Source organism: Arenibacter sp. F20364 (assembly GCF_023015905.1).
Taxonomy (GTDB): domain Bacteria; phylum Bacteroidota; class Bacteroidia; order Flavobacteriales; family Flavobacteriaceae; genus Arenibacter.
On record NZ_JALKBD010000014.1, the window covers coordinates 19,085 to 38,118 of the forward strand.

At 40.7% G+C, this 19,034-nt stretch carries 14 protein-coding genes; 4 read left to right on the top strand and 10 right to left on the bottom strand.

Going from position 1 to position 19,034, the window contains the following annotated elements:
* Window positions 1–111: 111 nt before the first annotated feature.
* Window positions 112–1,479 carry a glycoside hydrolase family 88 protein gene (locus MWU84_RS12845; protein WP_093977953.1) on the bottom strand — a complete coding sequence of 456 codons (1,368 nt, stop codon included), beginning with the start codon at window positions 1,477–1,479 and terminating at the stop codon, window positions 112–114.
* An 18-nt stretch (window positions 1,480–1,497) separates the two neighbouring features.
* A complete protein-coding gene (locus MWU84_RS12850; protein ID WP_246901885.1) occupies window positions 1,498–2,781 on the bottom strand; it encodes a DUF4861 domain-containing protein in 1,284 nt (427 codons plus the stop codon).
* 585 nt (window positions 2,782–3,366) lie between these two features.
* On the opposite strand from MWU84_RS12850, the gene MWU84_RS12855 reads away from it, so the two are divergent.
* Genes MWU84_RS12855 through MWU84_RS12865 form a run of 3 tightly spaced genes read left to right on the top strand, consistent with a single transcriptional unit; the run spans window position 3,367 to window position 8,188 of the window.
* Window positions 3,367–6,102 carry a glycosyl hydrolase gene (locus MWU84_RS12855; protein WP_246901886.1) on the top strand — a complete coding sequence of 912 codons (2,736 nt, stop codon included), beginning with the start codon at window positions 3,367–3,369 and terminating at the stop codon, window positions 6,100–6,102.
* A 20-nt stretch (window positions 6,103–6,122) separates the two neighbouring features.
* Window positions 6,123–7,247, top strand: coding sequence for a glycoside hydrolase family 88 protein (locus tag MWU84_RS12860; RefSeq protein WP_246901887.1), 1,125 nt, complete (start codon window positions 6,123–6,125; stop codon window positions 7,245–7,247).
* On the top strand, window positions 7,244–8,188 hold the full coding sequence (locus MWU84_RS12865; protein ID WP_246901888.1) for an alpha/beta hydrolase: 945 nt from the start codon (window positions 7,244–7,246) through the stop codon (window positions 8,186–8,188). The genes MWU84_RS12860 and MWU84_RS12865 overlap by 4 nt, the downstream gene beginning before the upstream one ends.
* 38 nt (window positions 8,189–8,226) lie before the next feature.
* Here the strand turns inward: MWU84_RS12865 and MWU84_RS12870 are convergent, their stop codons facing one another.
* Window positions 8,227–8,946 carry a rhamnogalacturonan acetylesterase gene (locus MWU84_RS12870; protein ID WP_246901889.1) on the bottom strand — a complete coding sequence of 240 codons (720 nt, stop codon included), beginning with the start codon at window positions 8,944–8,946 and terminating at the stop codon, window positions 8,227–8,229.
* A 55-nt stretch (window positions 8,947–9,001) separates the two neighbouring features.
* Entirely contained in the window at window positions 9,002–10,030 is a 1,029-nt protein-coding gene (locus MWU84_RS12875) for a pectinesterase family protein (protein WP_246901890.1), read from the bottom strand.
* Window positions 10,031–10,426: 396 nt separating this feature from the next.
* Between MWU84_RS12875 and MWU84_RS12880 the strand changes: the two genes are divergently transcribed.
* Window positions 10,427–11,464 carry a LacI family DNA-binding transcriptional regulator gene (locus tag MWU84_RS12880; RefSeq protein WP_246901891.1) on the top strand — a complete coding sequence of 346 codons (1,038 nt, stop codon included), beginning with the start codon at window positions 10,427–10,429 and terminating at the stop codon, window positions 11,462–11,464.
* 51 nt (window positions 11,465–11,515) lie between these two features.
* Here the strand turns inward: MWU84_RS12880 and MWU84_RS12885 are convergent, their stop codons facing one another.
* The 6 genes from MWU84_RS12885 to MWU84_RS12910 form a co-directional block, all read right to left on the bottom strand.
* Window positions 11,516–13,126 (bottom strand): altronate dehydratase family protein, encoded by a 1,611-nt coding sequence (locus MWU84_RS12885; protein ID WP_246901892.1) that lies wholly within the window; start codon window positions 13,124–13,126, stop codon window positions 11,516–11,518.
* A 34-nt stretch (window positions 13,127–13,160) separates the two neighbouring features.
* The gene (locus MWU84_RS12890; RefSeq protein WP_246901893.1) at window positions 13,161–14,606 is read right to left on the bottom strand and encodes a tagaturonate reductase; all 1,446 of its coding nucleotides are present in this window, start codon (window positions 14,604–14,606) and stop codon (window positions 13,161–13,163) included.
* 331 nt (window positions 14,607–14,937) lie between these two features.
* Window positions 14,938–15,981: a Gfo/Idh/MocA family oxidoreductase gene (locus MWU84_RS12895; protein ID WP_246901894.1), complete on the bottom strand. Its 1,044-nt coding sequence runs from the start codon at window positions 15,979–15,981 to the stop codon at window positions 14,938–14,940.
* An 89-nt stretch (window positions 15,982–16,070) separates the two neighbouring features.
* Window positions 16,071–17,345, bottom strand: coding sequence for a TRAP transporter large permease (locus MWU84_RS12900; RefSeq protein WP_031441937.1), 1,275 nt, complete (start codon window positions 17,343–17,345; stop codon window positions 16,071–16,073).
* Window positions 17,342–17,806 carry a TRAP transporter small permease subunit gene (locus tag MWU84_RS12905; RefSeq protein ID WP_157730728.1) on the bottom strand — a complete coding sequence of 155 codons (465 nt, stop codon included), beginning with the start codon at window positions 17,804–17,806 and terminating at the stop codon, window positions 17,342–17,344. The genes MWU84_RS12900 and MWU84_RS12905 overlap by 4 nt, the downstream gene beginning before the upstream one ends.
* A complete protein-coding gene (locus MWU84_RS12910) occupies window positions 17,796–18,791 on the bottom strand; it encodes a TRAP transporter substrate-binding protein (protein WP_246901895.1) in 996 nt (331 codons plus the stop codon). Before MWU84_RS12910 ends, MWU84_RS12905 begins: the two co-directional genes overlap by 11 nt.
* Window positions 18,792–19,034: the final 243 nt, after the last annotated feature.

The following is a 19,034-nucleotide window of genomic DNA, read 5'->3' on the forward strand; positions in this document are numbered from 1 at the left end:
ATGGCGCTAGGGTTATTTCCTTTAATTTTTATAGGTATACCACCGCCTATAAGCAACTAAATATGATATAATGTTTTAGTTCTTTGAGAGCTTGGTCCACTAATTAAAATCTTATTTCCTGACTTTCAATTGTAGGGAACTGTCGTTTATCTCAAAATCATTATTTTTCAATAAGTGTATTATCTCGGCACCTGCCAGCATTACGGGACCGTATCCGTGAGCAGCAAACACATTGATGGGCCTATAGTAATAAAAGGCTGGATCAAAACCCATTCCAGTACCTACACAGGTGCCCTCTACCTGTCCTTTGGAATTCACCTTTGTGGCTACGGCATTCCAGCCCAATAAGGCTACTGGTGAATAGGCCAGCTTATCAATATATCCCCTATTTATGGCCCTCGCTATTGCATAGGTATAAATGGCAGTTGCGGAAGTTTCCAAATAGGTATCGTTTCGGTCTATAAGCTGGTGCCAAAATCCTGTTCCGTCTTGATAGGGTGCCAATCCCTTTATATGGTCACGTAATTGAGTCAGCACCTTAGTGTATCCAGGATGGTTTTGTGGCAATACTTCCAGTAGTTCCACCATAGTCATTACCGCCCAACCGTTAGCTCTGGCCCAATGATATTGCGGGTGCTCTTCCATGGACATTACCCAGCCATGCATATACAAACCGTTTTCCTTGTTGAACATACGCTCGGAAAACTGGGCCACTTGTTTTACGGCATCGTCATAATATTTTGCTTCCCCAGTCAATTTACCCATTTGGGCCAATGCCGGGACGCTCATGAATAGATCATCTAGCCATAAAGTATTGGGTTGCGGTCTATTTCTGGCCAGGGTTCCGTCTGAAAACCTAAATTCCTTGTTGCTTATATAATCTATAAAATTATCTATGAGCGGCCTTAGGTCGGCTTTAATACCTGCCCTTTCCGCCTTGATCATGGCTGCACAGATAGCACCTGCGTCATCCAAGGCATGGGGTTTAAGAACAGAGGATATGGGAGAGGGGAAATCCTTATTATTTTTAAGTTGTTCCCAATAATAGGGGGCAATGTCGGCTATGAGCTTAATCCTATCATTAGTGTAGTTGGTGTACTTAGGGTTGCCAGTAGCCTCTGAGGCCAATAACATACCCGCATAGGTAACACCCCATTCGTAACTGGTAAGTCGGAATGCACCAGGGGCGAAAATGGTATTTTCATCCAGCTTTTTTAGGTTGGTAACTTCCTTATTGGACTTACTGTCCACTAAGGTTGCGGGCGTTGAAGCATCCAAAAAATTATACACCCTATCCAAGGTTGCAGTGATTTCTTCTACAGATTTGGCGCCGTAGGGGGTGGGGTAGTCCGGTTGCAACAAATGTAGGGGAGTGGTAACATCATTGGCAGGCTCCTGAGCTATAGTTTCCGTTTGTGCAGAAAGTGCCAATAGTAGGATGGACAAATTTTTGATATTTATACGTTTAGGTAAATTCATTTTCTTTTTAATTTTCAATTAATTTTTTACTTCTATTTCGACCACAGCGGAGAGTTGCCCGGTTAGTTTTTTTAGATAATCCGTAAAGTAGGTTTCGTTACTAAATTTTTCGTCGCTTAGTTCCCATCCGGCAATGGCATAATAGCTTACAGGTTGGTTGTCCTCGATTTTAAGTTTAGCTAGAAAACTATTGGAAAGCGGTCCGGTTTTTGGGGCTTGGGTAAATCCCAAATATTTGTCTTTTGGCAATATCAAGGCCATGCCCAACCACCATTCCTTGTTATAGGTCTGTTTGTCATGAGTGTACAAAACCACGTATTTACTGTTTTCATCAAGAACGCCCAATGAATGGTCCGTATTAATGTTCACCAGTCCAACGGCTAAATCTTCATCGCCTGTAAGTCCGGATACGGATACCGTATTTTTAAAACCGTAGATGCCGGGCCAGATAGAGGTGGTTTCCTTTACCGAATAGGTCCTGTTATTGGGCTTCCAATTATTATAGGTATAGGATATTATGGAATTTACCGGTCCCTCGACATCTATGTGGAAGGTAGTTTTTTCCACATTGTTTATAGAATCTTCCACGGTTACCCCCAACCTCATAAACTCGGTTTCGTTGATAAGGGCATATCCACCCAATCCTACAGAGTTGCCAACCGCAAGAATGTCCCTGCCCCAATCTTCCATAACATGGTAGTTATCCTCAACGGCACCAGCGGCATCTAGACCAACATCCTCGGGAGACATGCTGCTAGTCTTTTTGCCGAAAAGGTCCTTTGCATTCCTGCCGTCCAAATAATGTCTAAACCCCACCCTATCATTTTCCCAAGATGGGCCATCTGTCTGATATTGCTGATAGCCTAGGCTTTTGGGCAGTTCATTGGCCAACATGGTTTCATTGGTAGCTGGTTGCACAGCTTTGTCCACAGACGTTCTTTTGCCAAACCTGACACTTGTTCTGGGCTCGTAAATAGGTTCTTTATCTGTCCAAATAAGTGTAATGGACTTTGATTCTTTTGGCCTAAAATCGGCCACAAAAAAAAGCTCGTCCCATTGTCCGTCCATATCGGTGTCATTGAGCTGTGATGGAATGGTATCTGTTTGGGATAAAACAAGGGGATACCTTACAAGGCTGTCGTTCAGTGACAGTAATTTTTTCCCAATGGAAACGGGCTTGTCCAGTAATTCCACTTCTGACGTATTGGTCAATTGTATGAGCTGGCCTTTCTCCACTTCTTTTTTACAGGATGTAAAGGCAATCAGCCAAACAAGAGATAGGGAATAAAGAGATGCTTTCATAAGGTTGTCTTTTTGGTTGTTCGGATATGTTAACGCTATTTAATCTGGTCTCTATTATTTAATATATGGACTGTTAAATTCTTAATAAAAATCCTCCTGGCCCAACTCAGTAATCAATTTTAGTTGGTTCCAATTGGGGGGCCATCCATAATAGCCGAGTGTATTGTATGAAGGGGAACTACCTAAAATGGAAAGAAAAACATAAAAAATAGAACATAATATTGAGTAATGAAACGACTAAAGATAATGGATTGGTTCTGTACTAGTATCCTGTACTATGCTGTAACATAAATGTGAAGCACTGTTTATTGTGCAAGAAAGATTACCAATCAATTTCATTTTGAAGAATAGAAGAATACAGGATGGCACAGGATGCCGGAAGTAAATGAAGATACTATTTTTAGGTTTTTGAAATAATATTCTTATTCTTATTGGAACTAATGTAATCGATTACCATATGGTTAATTTCTTTTAGAAGAGGTCTTGCTGGGTACCGGTAATAGATGTATACTGCCAATAAAAACGAAGCTTATTATATAATAGGATTGCTTATTCGAACATTAGAAATTAAAAACTAAATCCAAAATGAACAGTAGGTCATTCAACAAAACGGGAGTTGCCTTAATAGTGTTTTCTCTCCTTGTTCTAATGGGGTACTCCCAAGATTACACCGGAATTGTACCCAGCCAAACCAAAACCGTAAAGCCCTTTACCCGCTGGTGGTGGATGGGCAGTGCTGTGGATACTTTAAATTTAAAACAGAATTTAATCGACTTGCACAATGTGGGTATAGGAGGGGTAGAAATTGCCCCCATATACGGGGTAAGAGGTGAAGAGCCAAATTTTATAGATTACCTCTCTCCCAAATGGATGGACATGTTGGATTATACAATCCGCACTGCAGATAGTTTAGGGATGCAGGTAGATTTAACCTTGGGGACCGGATGGCCTTATGGTGGGCCACAAGTAACCCCTGAATATGCCGCAACCAAGCTGATTGCCCAGACCTATAAGGTGAAAAGAGGCGTAGTTTTTTCCGAGGACATACAGGTCAAGGATCTTAAGGAAAAGCAACCCGCCACCTTAAAATACCTACTGGCCTATGGAAATAAAGGGGGGTATACGGACTTGACCCCTTTATTAAAAGAGAATTCAATAAAATGGAAGGCAAAAAAAGAAGACTACACCATATATGCCGTATTTGAGGGTAAAACAGGGCAGGAGGTAAAGCGGGCAGCTCCAGGTGGTAGTGGTTTCACCCTTGATCATTATTCCACCAATGCACTTAAGGCATATGTAGAACCTTTTAATGAAGCTTTAACTGGGTTTGAAGGTAGAATTCGTTCCATTTTTAATGATAGCTATGAAGTTTATGGGACCGATTATACACCTGGTTTTTTTGAAGCCTTTGAAAAGTATAGAGGTTACGATCTAAAACCCTTTCTTCCATTATTGTTGAGCAAGGAGGATAAGGAAGAGGGCAATAGGATAAAAAGTGATTATAGGGAAACGCTTTCGGATTTGTTGTTATTAAATTTTGATAATCCTTGGACCGATTGGGCCCACAGTAAAAATTTTAAGTCGCGACTTCAGGCACATGGTTCTCCCGGAAATCTGATCGATCTCTATGCCTCGGCAGATATTCCTGAATGTGAAACTTTCGGATCTATGCCTTACGATATACCAGGACTGCGTAGGGAAATGGAAGATATTAGACAAGGCGATGCAGATCCTGTAATGCTGAAATTTTCTTCCTCGGCGGCTCATATTGCAGGAAAGCCCTTCACCTCCTCGGAGACCTTTACCTGGTTGCGGGATCATTTTAAAACTGCCTTGTCCCAATGTAAGCCAGAAGTGGAAGATCTTTTTCTGAACGGCGTGAATCATGTCTTTTTACATGGCACTACCTATTCTCCGGAACGTGCCCAATGGCCAGGGTGGAAATTTTATGCCTCAGTAAATTTCAACCCCAATCTTTCTTTGGGAGAAGATGAAGAGCAATTGTTTTCTTATATCGCCAATTGCCAATCCTTTTTGCAAGCAGGCAAACCGGACAACGAAACCTTGTTGTATTGGCCTATCCACGATGTATGGAACAGTTATTTGGAGGGAAACCTGTTCTTCCAATTCAAAATACATTCCTTGGAGGAATGGCTGCACAATCAACCTTTTTACGGGACTGCACAGAGTCTCATAAAGTCGGGTTTTGGATTGGATTTTATTTCCGATAGATTTATCGAAAAGGCACATTTTGGGAATGGAGAAATTCATTTGCCCGGAGGGAGTTATAAAAGCTTGGTAGTTCCTACCACCGAGTATATGCCACTCAACACTTTGAAAAAGCTAGTGGATCTAAAAAGGCAGGGGGCACATATTATTTTTCAAAACCTTCCCGAAAACGTGCCAGGTTTTAATAACTATGAGGCTGGGAATAGTGAAATGCGTCAATTGCTGTTGGAAAATAAATCGCTGATTTCTCTTTCAGGGAATATATTTTCCGATTTGGAAATGGCTAAGGTTCTGCCCGAAAAGTTGGTGGAAAGCGGCCTGAAATTTATCAGAAGGGACTTGGAAGGGGACAAAATTTATTATCTGGTAAATCACACCTCAAAAGCCATCGACCAATACATTCCAATAAACGGAATATATAAGGAGGTGCTTATATTCGACCCCAATACATCCAATTACGGGAAAGCAATAATAGAGGTTAAGGATGTTGGGACGATGGTGAAGGTACAATTGAAGCCCGGCGAAACATTATTTTTGAAAACAGGAGAAAACTCCGAGTACAAGGATTGGGAATATTTTGAAGCTGGTGAAATTACTTACGGTTTATCGACACCTTGGAAGATATCTTTTTTAAGGGGAGGGCCAGTTTTGCCTGAAAATGATACTATTAGCGCCCTAAAATCTTGGACCTCCTTAGGGAAGGATGCAGAGGAATTTTCCGGGACAGCCAAATATGAATTGGAGTTTCAAAATCCAGACAACACTGTACATGCTTGGTTATTAAAGTTGGGTGAAGTACGTGAAAGTGCCAAAATTTGGGTCAACGGTTCCTATCTTGGAACTTTATGGGCCAATCCCTTCGAAATAAACATTGGGGCACTCCACCAGGGCACCAATATAATAACACTTGAGGTTACAAATTTGTCCGCCAATAGAATCAGGGCAATGGAACTTAGAGGTGAGGAATGGAAAAATTTCTACGAAATAAATATGGTAGACAAGGACTACAAAAAGTTCGATGCTACCCAATGGAAACCAATGCCCTCGGGTATTTTAGGCCCTGTTACTTTGGTTCCCTTAAAAAAGAATTAGATGAATTAAACTCATAAAAAATGAAAAAGCAACTGTTATTTATATGTTTAGCGGCCATAACATTACAATCGATGTTTGCCCAGATTTCCGATAAGGCCCAAGTATTGGAGCAAATGCAATTGGCCAATGATTATTTTATGAATAAATGGCCAGATGTAGGCAAAACGATCATAACCAATAAGGAACGCCCAAGCAATATTTGGACACGGGGAGTATATTATGAAGGCCTTATGGCATTACATGAAATTTATCCTAAGGAAGCCTATTACGATTATGCCTATGATTGGGCGGAATTTCACGGATGGGGTTTTAGAAATGGCAATGCCAATCGCAACGCGGATGATTACTGTGCTGCCCAGACCTATATAGATCTGTACAATTTGGAGCCGGACCCCAAAAAATTGAAGAACACCAAGGCCTGTATTAATATGCTGCTGAACACCCCGCAATTGGACGATTGGTCTTGGATAGATGCCATTCAAATGGGAATGCCCGTTTTTGCTAAATTGGGCGTTTTGGAGAAGGACAACCGATACTTTGAGAAAATGTACGGGATGTATGTATATACCAGGAACAAGCACGGCGATAACGGACTTTTTAATCCCACAGATGGACTTTGGTGGAGGGATGCCGATTTTAATCCACCTTATGCGGAACCCAATGGTGAAGATTGTTATTGGAGTAGAGGAAACGGATGGGTAATAGCGGCCTTGGCAAAAGTTTTAAGTATTATCCCTAATGATGCCCCCCATAGAGATCAGTATATTAAGGACCTGAAGTCCATGGCGGAAGCCCTGGTCCCTATTCAGAGAAAAGACGGATTTTGGAATGTAAGTTTGCATGACCCCAAGAATTATGGAGGAAAGGAGTTGTCGGGTACCGCCCTATTTATTTATGCCATGACCTATGGTGTAAATAATGGAATTTTGGACAAAAACACCTATCTTCCTGTTATAGAAAAAGGTTGGAAAGCTATGACTGAGGAAGGTATGCATACCAATGGATTTTTAGGATATCTGCAATCTACCGGTAAAGAACCAAAGGATGGTCAGCCACTGTCCTATGATAAGGTCCCTGATTTTGAGGACTATGGCTTAGGATGTTTTTTGTTGGCAGGAAGCGAAATATATAAAATGAAAATATGATCCGGGTAAAGGAAGTAAAATTATTCACCTATTTAATATTTCTAATTTTTACTTTTTTTGGAGGATTATCGGTAAAGGCCCAAGAAGTTGTTCCCGTTTGGCCCGCTGCAGTTCCAAATTCCATTGAGGATAAGGATTACAAAGAGCTGTTGACCTTTGATGATGCCCAAGAAATTAGGGGAGTCAGTAAGGTTACCAACCCTAGCTTGACTGCTTATTTGGCCGATGAAAATATATCCAGTGGTACTGCCGTAGTTATTTGCCCAGGAGGAGGTTATTCCCATTTGGCCATTAATAAGGAAGGGTACAAAGTAGCTAAATGGTTTAATAGTATTGGAGTATCGGCATTCGTTTTAAAGTACAGGCTGCCTAGTGACCTTATTATGATAGACAAGACTATCGGGCCCCTTCAAGATGCACAAGAGGCTTTACGAATGCTAAGGCGGAATGCGGACAAATGGGAATTGAATCCCAACAAAATTGGCATAATGGGCTTTTCTGCCGGTGGCCATCTTGCTTCAACGCTTGCCACCCATTACGGGGAAGAGGTTTATGCATCCGATACCATAAGCGCCAGGCCAGATTTCGCTATTTTAATTTATCCGGTAATTTCAATGGAAGATGGTATTACGCACAATGGTTCCAGAAAAAATTTGTTGGGAGACAATGTCAGTGCTGATGTAATTGATAAATATTCCAATGAAAGACAAATAGATTCCAAAACACCTCCAACTTTTCTGATACATGCTGTGGATGATAAGGCTGTACCTGTAGAAAATAGTATTAATTACCTATTAGGGCTTAAGGAGAATACCGTGCCTACAGAAATGCATATATATGAAAATGGAGGCCATGGTTTTGGATTGGGTAGGGAAGGAACCAATACTTATTGGCCAGAGTCCCTTAAAAGGTGGTTGATAGCAAGTAATTTTGTGCAATAATAAAAGGTGTTAATAGTTTCGGGCTTTCTTGAAGGAATTTAGAATTTTATATGTTGCCTTTCCATTTCATCTAAGGCCATTTGGGCAACCAAGGTTGCACCAGTTACTGATAGGTGTGTATTGTCCTCAATGCCATCTGGCCTATGCGCATTTTCTCCAGGGGCAAAATGTAGATGGAGTTTTTTAGAACCTTCAACACCATAGGATATTTCCATTTGTTCGGTCAGTAATTGTAAGTCTATAAAAGGCACTTTTAAATCCTTGGCAACCATTCTGGTTACCAAAGGATAGGCGGCATGGGTGTCTATCAATACACCGTTTTCATTAAAATTTCGTCTGCTAATGGAACTTAAAAGAATAGGGAAAGCCCCTTTATGCCTAGTTTCATTTACAAAGCGTTCGAGGTTATAACGGTATTGGGTATACGGGTTGGTATATCGGGTTGAATCTTGTTGCTTTTGGTCATTATGGCCAAATTGGATAAATACATAGTCTTTAGGTTTTATGGCATCCAATACTTTTTGCCACCGCCCTTCTGAAATAAAGCTACGACTGCTCCTGCCATTTACGGCGTGGTTTTGTATATGGACAGCACCGTCCAATAAGTGGGGCAGCATCTGCCCCCAACCGCGCTCTGGATTGTGTTCAGGGTCAGGTTTATCGGCCATGGTAGAATCCCCAATGAGGAATAAGGTAGGTTTTTCTTGGGAATATCCCAAAACACTAAAGGCGAAAAAACAAACTATAAGGTATTTCATAAGCTAATCTTTAGTTTTTTTAAAGGTACAGTTCAACTTATATGGGGAGTTATTTTCAATCAATTTTGGAATCTAGATACCAATGCGTTGGCAAAGAAGGGTTTTTTTCTGCCAGAATATTATTTAAGGTATACTTTTTTACCTGCAATTTAGTTAATTGGTGTGACCAAGCGACTCTTGTGGTAGGTTGATAACCCGGACCATCACAGTTATATTCCCCATAAAACGATTTTTTTTCCGCTTCTGTATTGGACCAATTGTCCCAGCCAATGGGCAGTATATGATTGCCCATGTGACATTCGATAAAAACTGTTTTGGCGAAGGTTCTCCATGGTCGTCCCAAATAGACCTCTGTGGCCTGTTGATCAGCCGTAAGTATGCAATTTAGGAAGACATAACCGAAGCCTATGCCTTGGGGCGTGGAGGCCGCTGTGATAAAAGAGTTGGATTTACTATGTATCGTACATTTTTCAAAAACAACCGTGGCATTGCCAAAAATAAAATCGGTGGTTCCCTCTATAAAACAGTTTTTGAGATATTGTTTAAAACCTTCTCCAGAGGTATACAAGGTATCCTGATTTCCCAAAATGTTACAGTTTTCCAACAAAACCCTATCGGCACTTAGAGCTAGGGCAACAGCCTGGCCTATTGGTCCGGCCGTATTCTCTATAGTTAGGTTGGCAGCGTAAAAATCGTTCCCTTCCACAAGAAGGGTAGGTGTATGAAAGGTACTGTTTCTACCCAGAGCTATTTTGTCAAAATAGTCGTCATAAGTAATTATGGTGTTATTTTTATCCTCTCCGATAAGGGACAATTTTGGGTTCCAGGAGTATACATGTACTTTTTCCTTGTATATTCCCGCCTTTACCTTTATGATTACACGTGGGGAAGGGTATGCCTTGGACGCGTTAATAGCGGCTTGAATAGTTGTGTAATCTCCACTGCCATCTTTGGCTACCGTAACTTCATAAGGTTCAACATAGGCAATCCATTGTGGCCATAGGTCATGCGGGGAAGTAGATTGGGCCCCATTAAATGGCATCACTAGTAAAATTAGAAGGAAGGTTTTGTTGGAAAAGAGCATTACTGTGAGTTTTGTGCGGGTTCATACTTCATCTGCAGGAGTAGTGTAAGATACCTATTGGATTTCTTTTAAAACAATATTTGTAATCGATTACACCAATATAGATAAAAAATTATATCTTACCAACCATATATGTCAATCAAGCTGTAGCCCTTTATTATATTACAGTAAACTACCTCTGGGCAAGCTTGTCTACCGACAAAGGCAGGCAGGTTTTAATCTCGATTATCGAGTATAGGTATTAAGAATTATGATTGAACAGTCCAGCATAGCAAGGTGTTGTATAATTACGCTAATTTTGCAACTACTTTAACCTAGTGGGTTGGAGATATCGTCCAACAAGGCATCCAATTTTGCAAAGGATACCAAACCAGATTTTTGGAATTGATTTAGTTAATGAAAAAGAAAACCACCATTTACGACATTGCGGCCAAACTTGGTCTTACGGCTGCGACTGTGTCCAGGGCCTTAAACGATAATCCGAAGATCAGCAAAAATACCCGGCAGCTTGTTCTGGGCACGGCTATGGAAATGAATTATGAACAGAATAAAGTGGCCTTGGCCTTAAAAAGTGGGAAAAGTTATAATGTAGGTGTCATTGTTCCTAGAATTGATAGTAATTTCTTTTCATCGGTTATACGTGGTATTGAAGAAGAACTGTATCCCAAGGGTTACCACGTCATAATCTGTCAGACCAACAATCAGGAAAATATAGAAATTGAAAAAATAAACTCGCTCTTAAATGTACAGGTAGATGGAATTTTAATGTCTATTTCCAACGCCAATTTGGAGGATAATATGGGCTTTAATAAGTTAATTAGAAGTAAAAGGACTCCTTTAATATTTTTTGATAGAAAAAAGGATTTAAAAGGGGTTAGCTCAGTGACTATAGATGATTTTAAGGGTGGCTATGATGCCACCAAGCACCTAATAGATCAAGGGTGCAAGCGTATAGCCCACCTGTCCAACGACCGACAGTTTGAAATTTTCAACAATAGGTTTTTAGGATATAAACAGGCCTTGCTTGATAATGGTATTGAATTCGACGAAAGTCTGGTTATAGAAACCATGAGTAAGGTGGTGGAGGGCAGAAAATCCGCTAGGGCATTGCTGGATATGGACAGACCACCCGATGCTATTTTTTCTTCCAGTGATTTTGCGGCTTTAGGAGCTTTACAGGAAATAAAGGAGAGTGGACTTGAAATTCCGGAGGACATTTGTATTGTTGGATTTTCCAACGAACCATTTACCAAATTTATGGAATTGACCACTATATCTTCAGTAGACCAGTTTCCTATGGAAATGGGGAAAGTGGCGGCCCAAGTTTTTTTGGAAGAGGTAAGCAATACCCAGGACACCAAAATATCCAAAAATATAGTGCTTACCCCTGAATTGATTGTAAGAAAATCGTCCTTAAAACATAAAGAAGGTTGAAGTAATTATCTATTACTTCAACCTTCCAAAATATAATTATTAAGCCTATGGCTACAAGGATACTCCTCTACGCCATGGAATAAAATCGTTTTGATTCAACAATTTGGCCTTGGTCTGAATCTTACCACTGGCTACCTCGATTATAAAATCCAGCATTTCTTCCGCCATTTCCTCTATGGTTTTTTCACCGCGTATTACCGCTCCGGTTTCAATATCGATTATATCTGGCATTCTTTCCATGAGTTCCGTATTTGAAGAGACCTTAATAATTGGGGCAATAGGATTTCCTGTTGGTGTCCCCAATCCCGTGGTAAACAGGACCACATTGGCCCCCGAGCCTACCATGGCCGTGGTACTTTCCACGTCGTTTCCAGGTGTGCACAATAAGTTAAGGCCGGGTTTGGTTATGTATTCCCCATAATCCAAAACATCCTGTACTGGGGAGGTTCCCCCTTTTTTGGCGGCTCCTGCCGATTTCATTGCATCTGTAATAAGGCCGTCCTTAATATTTCCTGGTGATGGGTTCATGTCGAAACCTGAACCTGCATCTACTACCGATTTCTCATAGGCCTTCATTAGCTTTAAGAATTTCTGTCCCTTTTCATCTTCCACACATCGGTTTACCAATTCCTGTTCTACCCCGCATAATTCTGGAAACTCGGATAATATGGCCGTTCCGTTCAAAGCAGCCAACAAGTCAGAAACCGCCCCCAAAGTGGGGTTTGCTGAAATACCTGAAAAACCGTCAGATCCACCACATTCCAACCCAACCCGTAATTTGGACAAAGGGGCCGGTTTACGCTCGGCATTATTGGCTTTTTTAATGGCCTCAAAGGACTCTTTTACAATGGCCGATAACATTTCATCTACCGTACCCATTTGCTGTTGCTCAAAAATAAGAACAGGTTTGTTGAGGTTTGGATTGATGGTGTTCAAGGCTTCTTTAAAAACACTTATCTGCAGGTTTTGGCAGCCCAAGCTCAATACTGTGGCTCCGGCCACATTGGGATTGTTAACATAGCCCGCCAATAGTTTGGCCAAGCTTTCGGAATCCTGTCGTATACCGCCACAGCCCCCTGGGTGGGTTATAAATTTCACATCAATATTATCGAATACATTAGTGGAATTGCTTTCTACCGAGGCTTCTTCAGGGCTATTGTTCACCAAGGAGCGAAGCAACATCTGGTGGGGATTCACTTTTTGTTTCAAAAGCTCCTTTTCAAAAACTTCCTTGAGGATTTCTATATTCCTGTTTTCACAAAAGACCAAAGGAAAAAATAGCCATACGTTTTCCGTTCCTACCTGTCCGTCTTCCCTATGATAGCCAAGAAATGTTTTACTTTTCCATTTTTCGACATTGGGAGCGGTCCAACCAATGGTTTCCGTTTTTCCAAAAACCTTTTCGCTTTGGTGTTTTACATTTTCGGTGGTGAGAACATCTCCCTTTTCAATTCTACCATTGGCACTTCCAACAAGCACTCCGTACATAAAGATACTGTCCCCGGCTTCAAATTTGTGCAGGGCAATTTTGTGTTTGGATTTGACATCCGATATCACTGTAATTTCCTCGCCTTCAAAGGAAATTACCTCTCCTGCCTTTAAATTGACCAAGGCAACTGCAACGTTATCCGATGAATTTACTTTTATAATTTTACTTTTCATTTTAATGACTTCTAATTAGTTTTGTTTTAATGGCCTAATACCTTTTGCTGTAATTGGCAAATCCAACTTCAATACCATTTGTGTCAATTTCTTCCAAAGCAAGGGCCACCGCCTCTGTAAGATTAACGACTTGAGTTAAATCTTCTCCCCAATACTCTACATTGCTCAAGGCCTTTTTGGCTATTTCCAAATAATTATTGGATTCCCAGATTTTGGCAAAAGCATTCACTATGTCATCACTGTCATTTACAGGTAGATTCTCTCCTTTCCAGCTGCCTTTATAAAAACGAATAAGGGCTGCAAAGGAAAAGGTGAGATTGGTGGGTATTTTTTTATGGGTGTCTGCATACTGCAATAAACTGGGTAAGACCCTCACCTTAAATTTGGAAACAGAATTTAGGGCGATACTGGATAGGTTGTGAATAATAAACGGATTCCTAAAACGGTCCAAAACCTCTTCTGCAAAGCTGTCCAGCTCTTCCTTGGCCATTGGGAGCGTATGGTTAATTTCATTAAAAATGGCGTTATTAACAAATGTACCCGTAAAATCGTTGTCTACCGTTTGCTTTACTGTAGTATTTCCATATAAGAGGGAGAAGGGCACCATAGCGGTATGCGCACCGTTTAAGATACGAACCTTTCTTGTTCTATAGGGCTGCATGTCCGCAACAATCTTTACATCCAGATCGGTTTTATGAAAGGGCAACTTTTCTTTAAGTTTTTCATCACCTTCAATCACCCAAAGAAAAAATGTTTCTGCTGCTACAATTAGATTGTCCTTGTAGTCCAATTGGGAATTGTAAGTCTCAATTTCATCCTTTGGATATCCTGGTACTATTCGGTCTACTAAAGTATTGTGGAATGTGGAATGCGTATTAAGCCAAGTTTTAAAGTCTTCTCCCAGTTTCCAGTCATCGGCATATTTCAATATTATTTCCTTGAGATTGTCCGAATTATGATTGATCAACTCACAAGGAATTATAGTTAAACCTTTATTGGCATCCCCTTTAAAATGTTTAAAGCGCTCGTGTAACAGCAGGGTGAGTTTGGCGGGGAATGAACTCGGTGGCTGCATATCCATTGTATCCGTATTTACATACGCTATACCCGCTTCCGTAGTATTGGAAATAATAAACTGAAGCTCCTCTTCTTTGGCTAGGCTCAGGTAGTCTTGAAAATTGCTGTAAGGGTCCACTCCTTTTACAATATTGGTGATAAGCTCTTTATGTTGAATCTCCTTGCCCTTCTGAATTCCTTTTAAAAATAGAGTATAAAGTCCATCTTGATCGTTCAGCATTTTTACCATTCCCCGGTCTATGGGTTGCACCACCGCTATGCCCGCATCAAAATTGGCTTCTTGATTTAATTTTTGGAAGGCGTAATCTACAAAGGCCCTTAAAAAGTTTCCTTCACCAAATTGTATGATTTTAATTGGCGGGGTCGATTCTAAATTGGTGTTTTTTCTGTTCAATGTTTTCATGGTCTTTCTTTTGATAATTTTTGTGGCCTTCTGTTTTTTTGTTGGTTTTCCGTGTATGTGATTCCCAAAGCCATAATGCTCAGTACAATCAACACTTTGTAATCGATTGCACAAAAGTAGTATAAATTATGATAATTCCAATTTTTTGAAATTGGATCTGAGTTGTTTATTTTTCAAGATGCATAAGCCTACAAGTAGGTTAGCGCATAATTTTATTGCCTATCCACTATTTAACCTATATACGGCACCAGCTTGTTGTAGCCTGCTAGTCAAGGTTACTGACCCTGATTTTAGCTGTTTAAGTAAAAACAGGGGTTGAAATTTCTGATTTTCATAGATCAATGACCTTCTTTTCCCTATTGCTTTTTAGTGCGGCTTCTATGACTCTAATGACATCCATGCCTTCCGTTCCTGTGACCGGGACTAACCCATTATGTCGCAAGGCTTGGTAAATACCTTCATAGTATTCCATATAATCCCCATTTAGGGTAGGGACCTGTTCCCTTATGATCTTACCATCTTTTTCGGTATGCAATAGTCCTTTCTCTTTATCCGGTTCTGCGCCCCAATCCTTGGATCCCGGTATATTTCCGGCCTGAAGTTCAGCTTCCTGAATATCGGCTTTGGATTTAATGAAGGTGCCCTTGGTTCCGTTCATAATATTTCCTGGCAAAGCCTCTCGGACATAATAGCTGGATTTTAAAATGACCCTATGGGTGCTATAGAATAATTTTATATCAAAGTAGTCCCCTACTTTGGAATTGGGGCGATAGGTATCCAGATCGGCAAAGACTGCATTTGGCATACCGAACAGCACCAATGCCTGATCTATCAAATGTGAACCCAAGTCATATATACTTCCAACGGCGGCTGTGGGTATTTCCTTATGAAGCTTGTAACTCAGCCCTGGGTCATAACGATCATAATGAATCTCTGCTTCAACAATGTTTCCAAGCCATCCCTCATCCAAAATCTTTTTGACCGTTTTAAAATCACTGTCATATCTTCTGTTATGGTAAACGGAAAGTGCTACATTTTTTTCCTTCGCTAACTGGATCAGTTCTTCCGCCTGTTCAACAGTTGCAGTGAACGGCTTTTCTACAACTACATTTTTTCCGGAATTGATGGCCTGTTTGGCAAAATCATAATGTGTAACACTTGGGGTATTTACAACTACCAGTTCAATATTTTGGTCTGCCAACATTTCTTCCAAAGTGCGGAAGGTTTTTATGTTTGGATATTTTGCCTGGGCGTTGTTTTTGGTCCTTTCCCAAACTCCGTATAAATTGAAGGCCGGATGTACCTCAATGAAGGGAGCGTGAAAAACGTATCCGCTCATTCCGAAAGAGCATAAAGCTGTGTTTATAGGTTTCATTGGTTTAAAGGTTTTAATTATAATATATAAGTTTTCAATATTAATGCTCTATTCCCTAGCAATTTCAAAATGCTCCTGGTCATCTCAATTTAATCGATAAATAAGTTGGGCAATGCCAATGAGAACCATGGAAATAAGGTAACCAAAATCAACACCAAAAAACTGACCAACAAAAATGGTAGTCCGGCCTTGCTTACCGCTCCAATGGAAATCTTCCCAATACTGGAAGCCACAAAAAGGCAAACCCCTACGGGTGGAGTAGTTAATCCTATAATTAAGTTCAGCACGGCTATCACGGCAAAATGTATGGGGTCCACGTCCACGGCCATAGCCACTTTTAATAAAATTGGGAAAAGTATCAGTAATGCGGCAATGGTTTCCATAAAGGTACCTACTACGATCAAAAGCAAATTGATCAGTAGTAAAACCACATATTTGTTGTCCGAAAACCCCAGAATTTCAGCGGATATCTCCTGAGGAATTTGCTCTGTAATCAAGATATATCCAAATAGATTGGCAAAACCTACCAAGACCATCAAGGAGGCCGAAGTCTTCATGCTGTCCAGGATAATGACCTGTGTGTTTTTCAAATTCAATTTTTTGTAAACGAACTTTCCAATAATCATAGCATAGACTACAGCGATAATAGAGGCCTCTGTTGGAGTGAATATTCCGCCCACAATTCCATAAAGGATAATAAAGGTCATCAATAGCGACCAAAAGGTATCTACAAAACTGCGTGCCACATCCCTTAAGCTGCTGCGCTTGTGCTTTGGGTATTTTTTTCGCTTGGATATAAAATAGGCGGTGAACATAAGTCCAACGCCCAATAACAAACCAGGGAGTGCGCCTGCCAAAAACAATTTCCCTACAGACAGGCCGCTCAAGGTTGCGGCTATGATCATGGGCACACTGGGTGGAATTATGGGGCCTATGGTGGAGGAAGCTGCTGTAACGGCACATGAAAAGTCCGTATCGTAACCTTCCTTTTTCATGGCAGGGATCATAATGGAACCCATACTTGCCGTATCTGAAATGGCCGTACCCGAAATTCCTGCAAAAAGCATGGAAGCACCAATATTGACCAGGGAAAGTCCACCGCGAATATGACCTAAAAGATGGTTGCAGAACTTAATTATCTTTTCAGTGAGCCCACCTTGGTTCATCAGATTTCCGGCAAGTATAAACCCAGGAACACTGAGCAATACAAAGACATCTATGCCCGAGTACATTTTCATGGGTACAATGATCAAAGGAACCCCTTTGATAACCAAATAGCTTAAACAGGCAAGTCCTAAGGCGAAGGCAATAGGAAAGCGAAGTATCAGACCAAGAATAAAAACGATAACCAATATCCAAATCATGGTCTAGAATTTTTCATAATTTTCATAATTTTTATTAGGAGGTAATAAGTAATTGATGCAGACATTATAAAGATGCTAAAGAAGGCGATGCCCATATTGAAGCCCATACTGGGAGATTTTTCCGGTATTCCCAAAATCACGAATTTAATGGCGTATATGGCCATGACTACGAAAAGAACCAGGGTAATTGCCGGTACTGCCAGATTCAATATTTTTTTGATCCTTTCTGGGAATTGATGGTAAAACATGTCCAAATGCACATAAAATTCATTCTTCATAGCCAGACCTGCGGCGAAAGACATGGCATAAATAAAGAAGAGACGTGAGGCCTCCTCTGTCCAAGGAGGAGTATTGATAGGAGTAAAACGACAAATTATTTGAAGCAGAACAGTGAACAGCAGTCCATATGTACTTAATAAAGTTCCTATTTTAAGTAGGCGCCCAATAGTTTTATTTGGCATTGTCTTTTTCTTTTTTGAGTTCTCGATAAATTTTTTGCATTTCGGGCGATAGGCTTTCATAAATAGCCTTTTCGCTTTTTTTTGCAAAGGCTTCTTTGTCCACCTCTATAAATTGCATCCCATCGGCCTTTAATTTTTCCTGGACATTCTTTTCGTTTTCAAGATAGAGCTGGTGTTCATAGGCTTGCATTTCTTTACCTGCCTGTAAGAATATTTCCTGAAGGTCCGGGGGTAGCTTTTGAAATTGTCTTTCACCCACTACGGGGTACACCCAACTAATAACATGACCCGTAAGGTTGAGGTATTTCTGAACTTCCGAAAAACCGGCATTATCGATCATGGCGAAAGGATTTTCCTGGGCCTCTATGGTGCCTTGTTGCAGTGAGGTAAAAACTTCTGAAAAGGCCATTGGGGTAGGTTTGGCACCCAAGGCGCCCCAGGTAGTTACAAATGCGGGAACGTTGGGTACCCTGACAATTAAGCCTTTAAGATCATCTGGATGGCGTATAGGCCTATTTGAAGTTAAATGTCGTGGCCCCCTTTCAAAATGGCCAAGGGCACGCAATCCGGCCTTATTAATCATTTCTTCCTCCATTAATCTGCCTACCGGACCATTTATGTAGCGGTTCATATCGGTAGAGTCCTGCATTAAAAAGGGCAACTCGCAAAAAGTAGCCACTTCGAACCAATTGGTCAAAGTGGATCCGGTGGTGGTCAAATCGATAACTTCGGCCTGGATCAGGCGAATGGCCTCGATCTCTTTGGCCAATTGCTCCGAGGGGTACAGCTCTACCTTGATGCGTCCTTCGGAACGCTCCTCCACAATTTCCGCAAAATAAGCAAAGGCCTTGTACCAGGCATGATCTTCATTGACCAATAGAGCGGTCCGCATCAAAAACTCGGGTTCTTTTTTTTGGGTTTCACATTGGGTGAATAGGAATATGGAGCATATGGGGATTATTAATGTAGCAAGGAAACGGACCATCCGAAGTGGATTTATCATGTTGTTGGGCTAAAAGTCATATTTTTCATAAATATAACTATTTAGTTTAAACATTAATAGAAAGAATAATGGTGAGGTAGGGGAGGCCGATAATGGTATACATATTATTTTATAGGACAAAGAATTTGCTTCCAATTTTGTAAAAGCACAATAAGATATTGGAGATTTTAGTGTGAAAAACCCTATTGTATCCTCATGGTTTCCAAGTTGCAATTGCAAAGATAT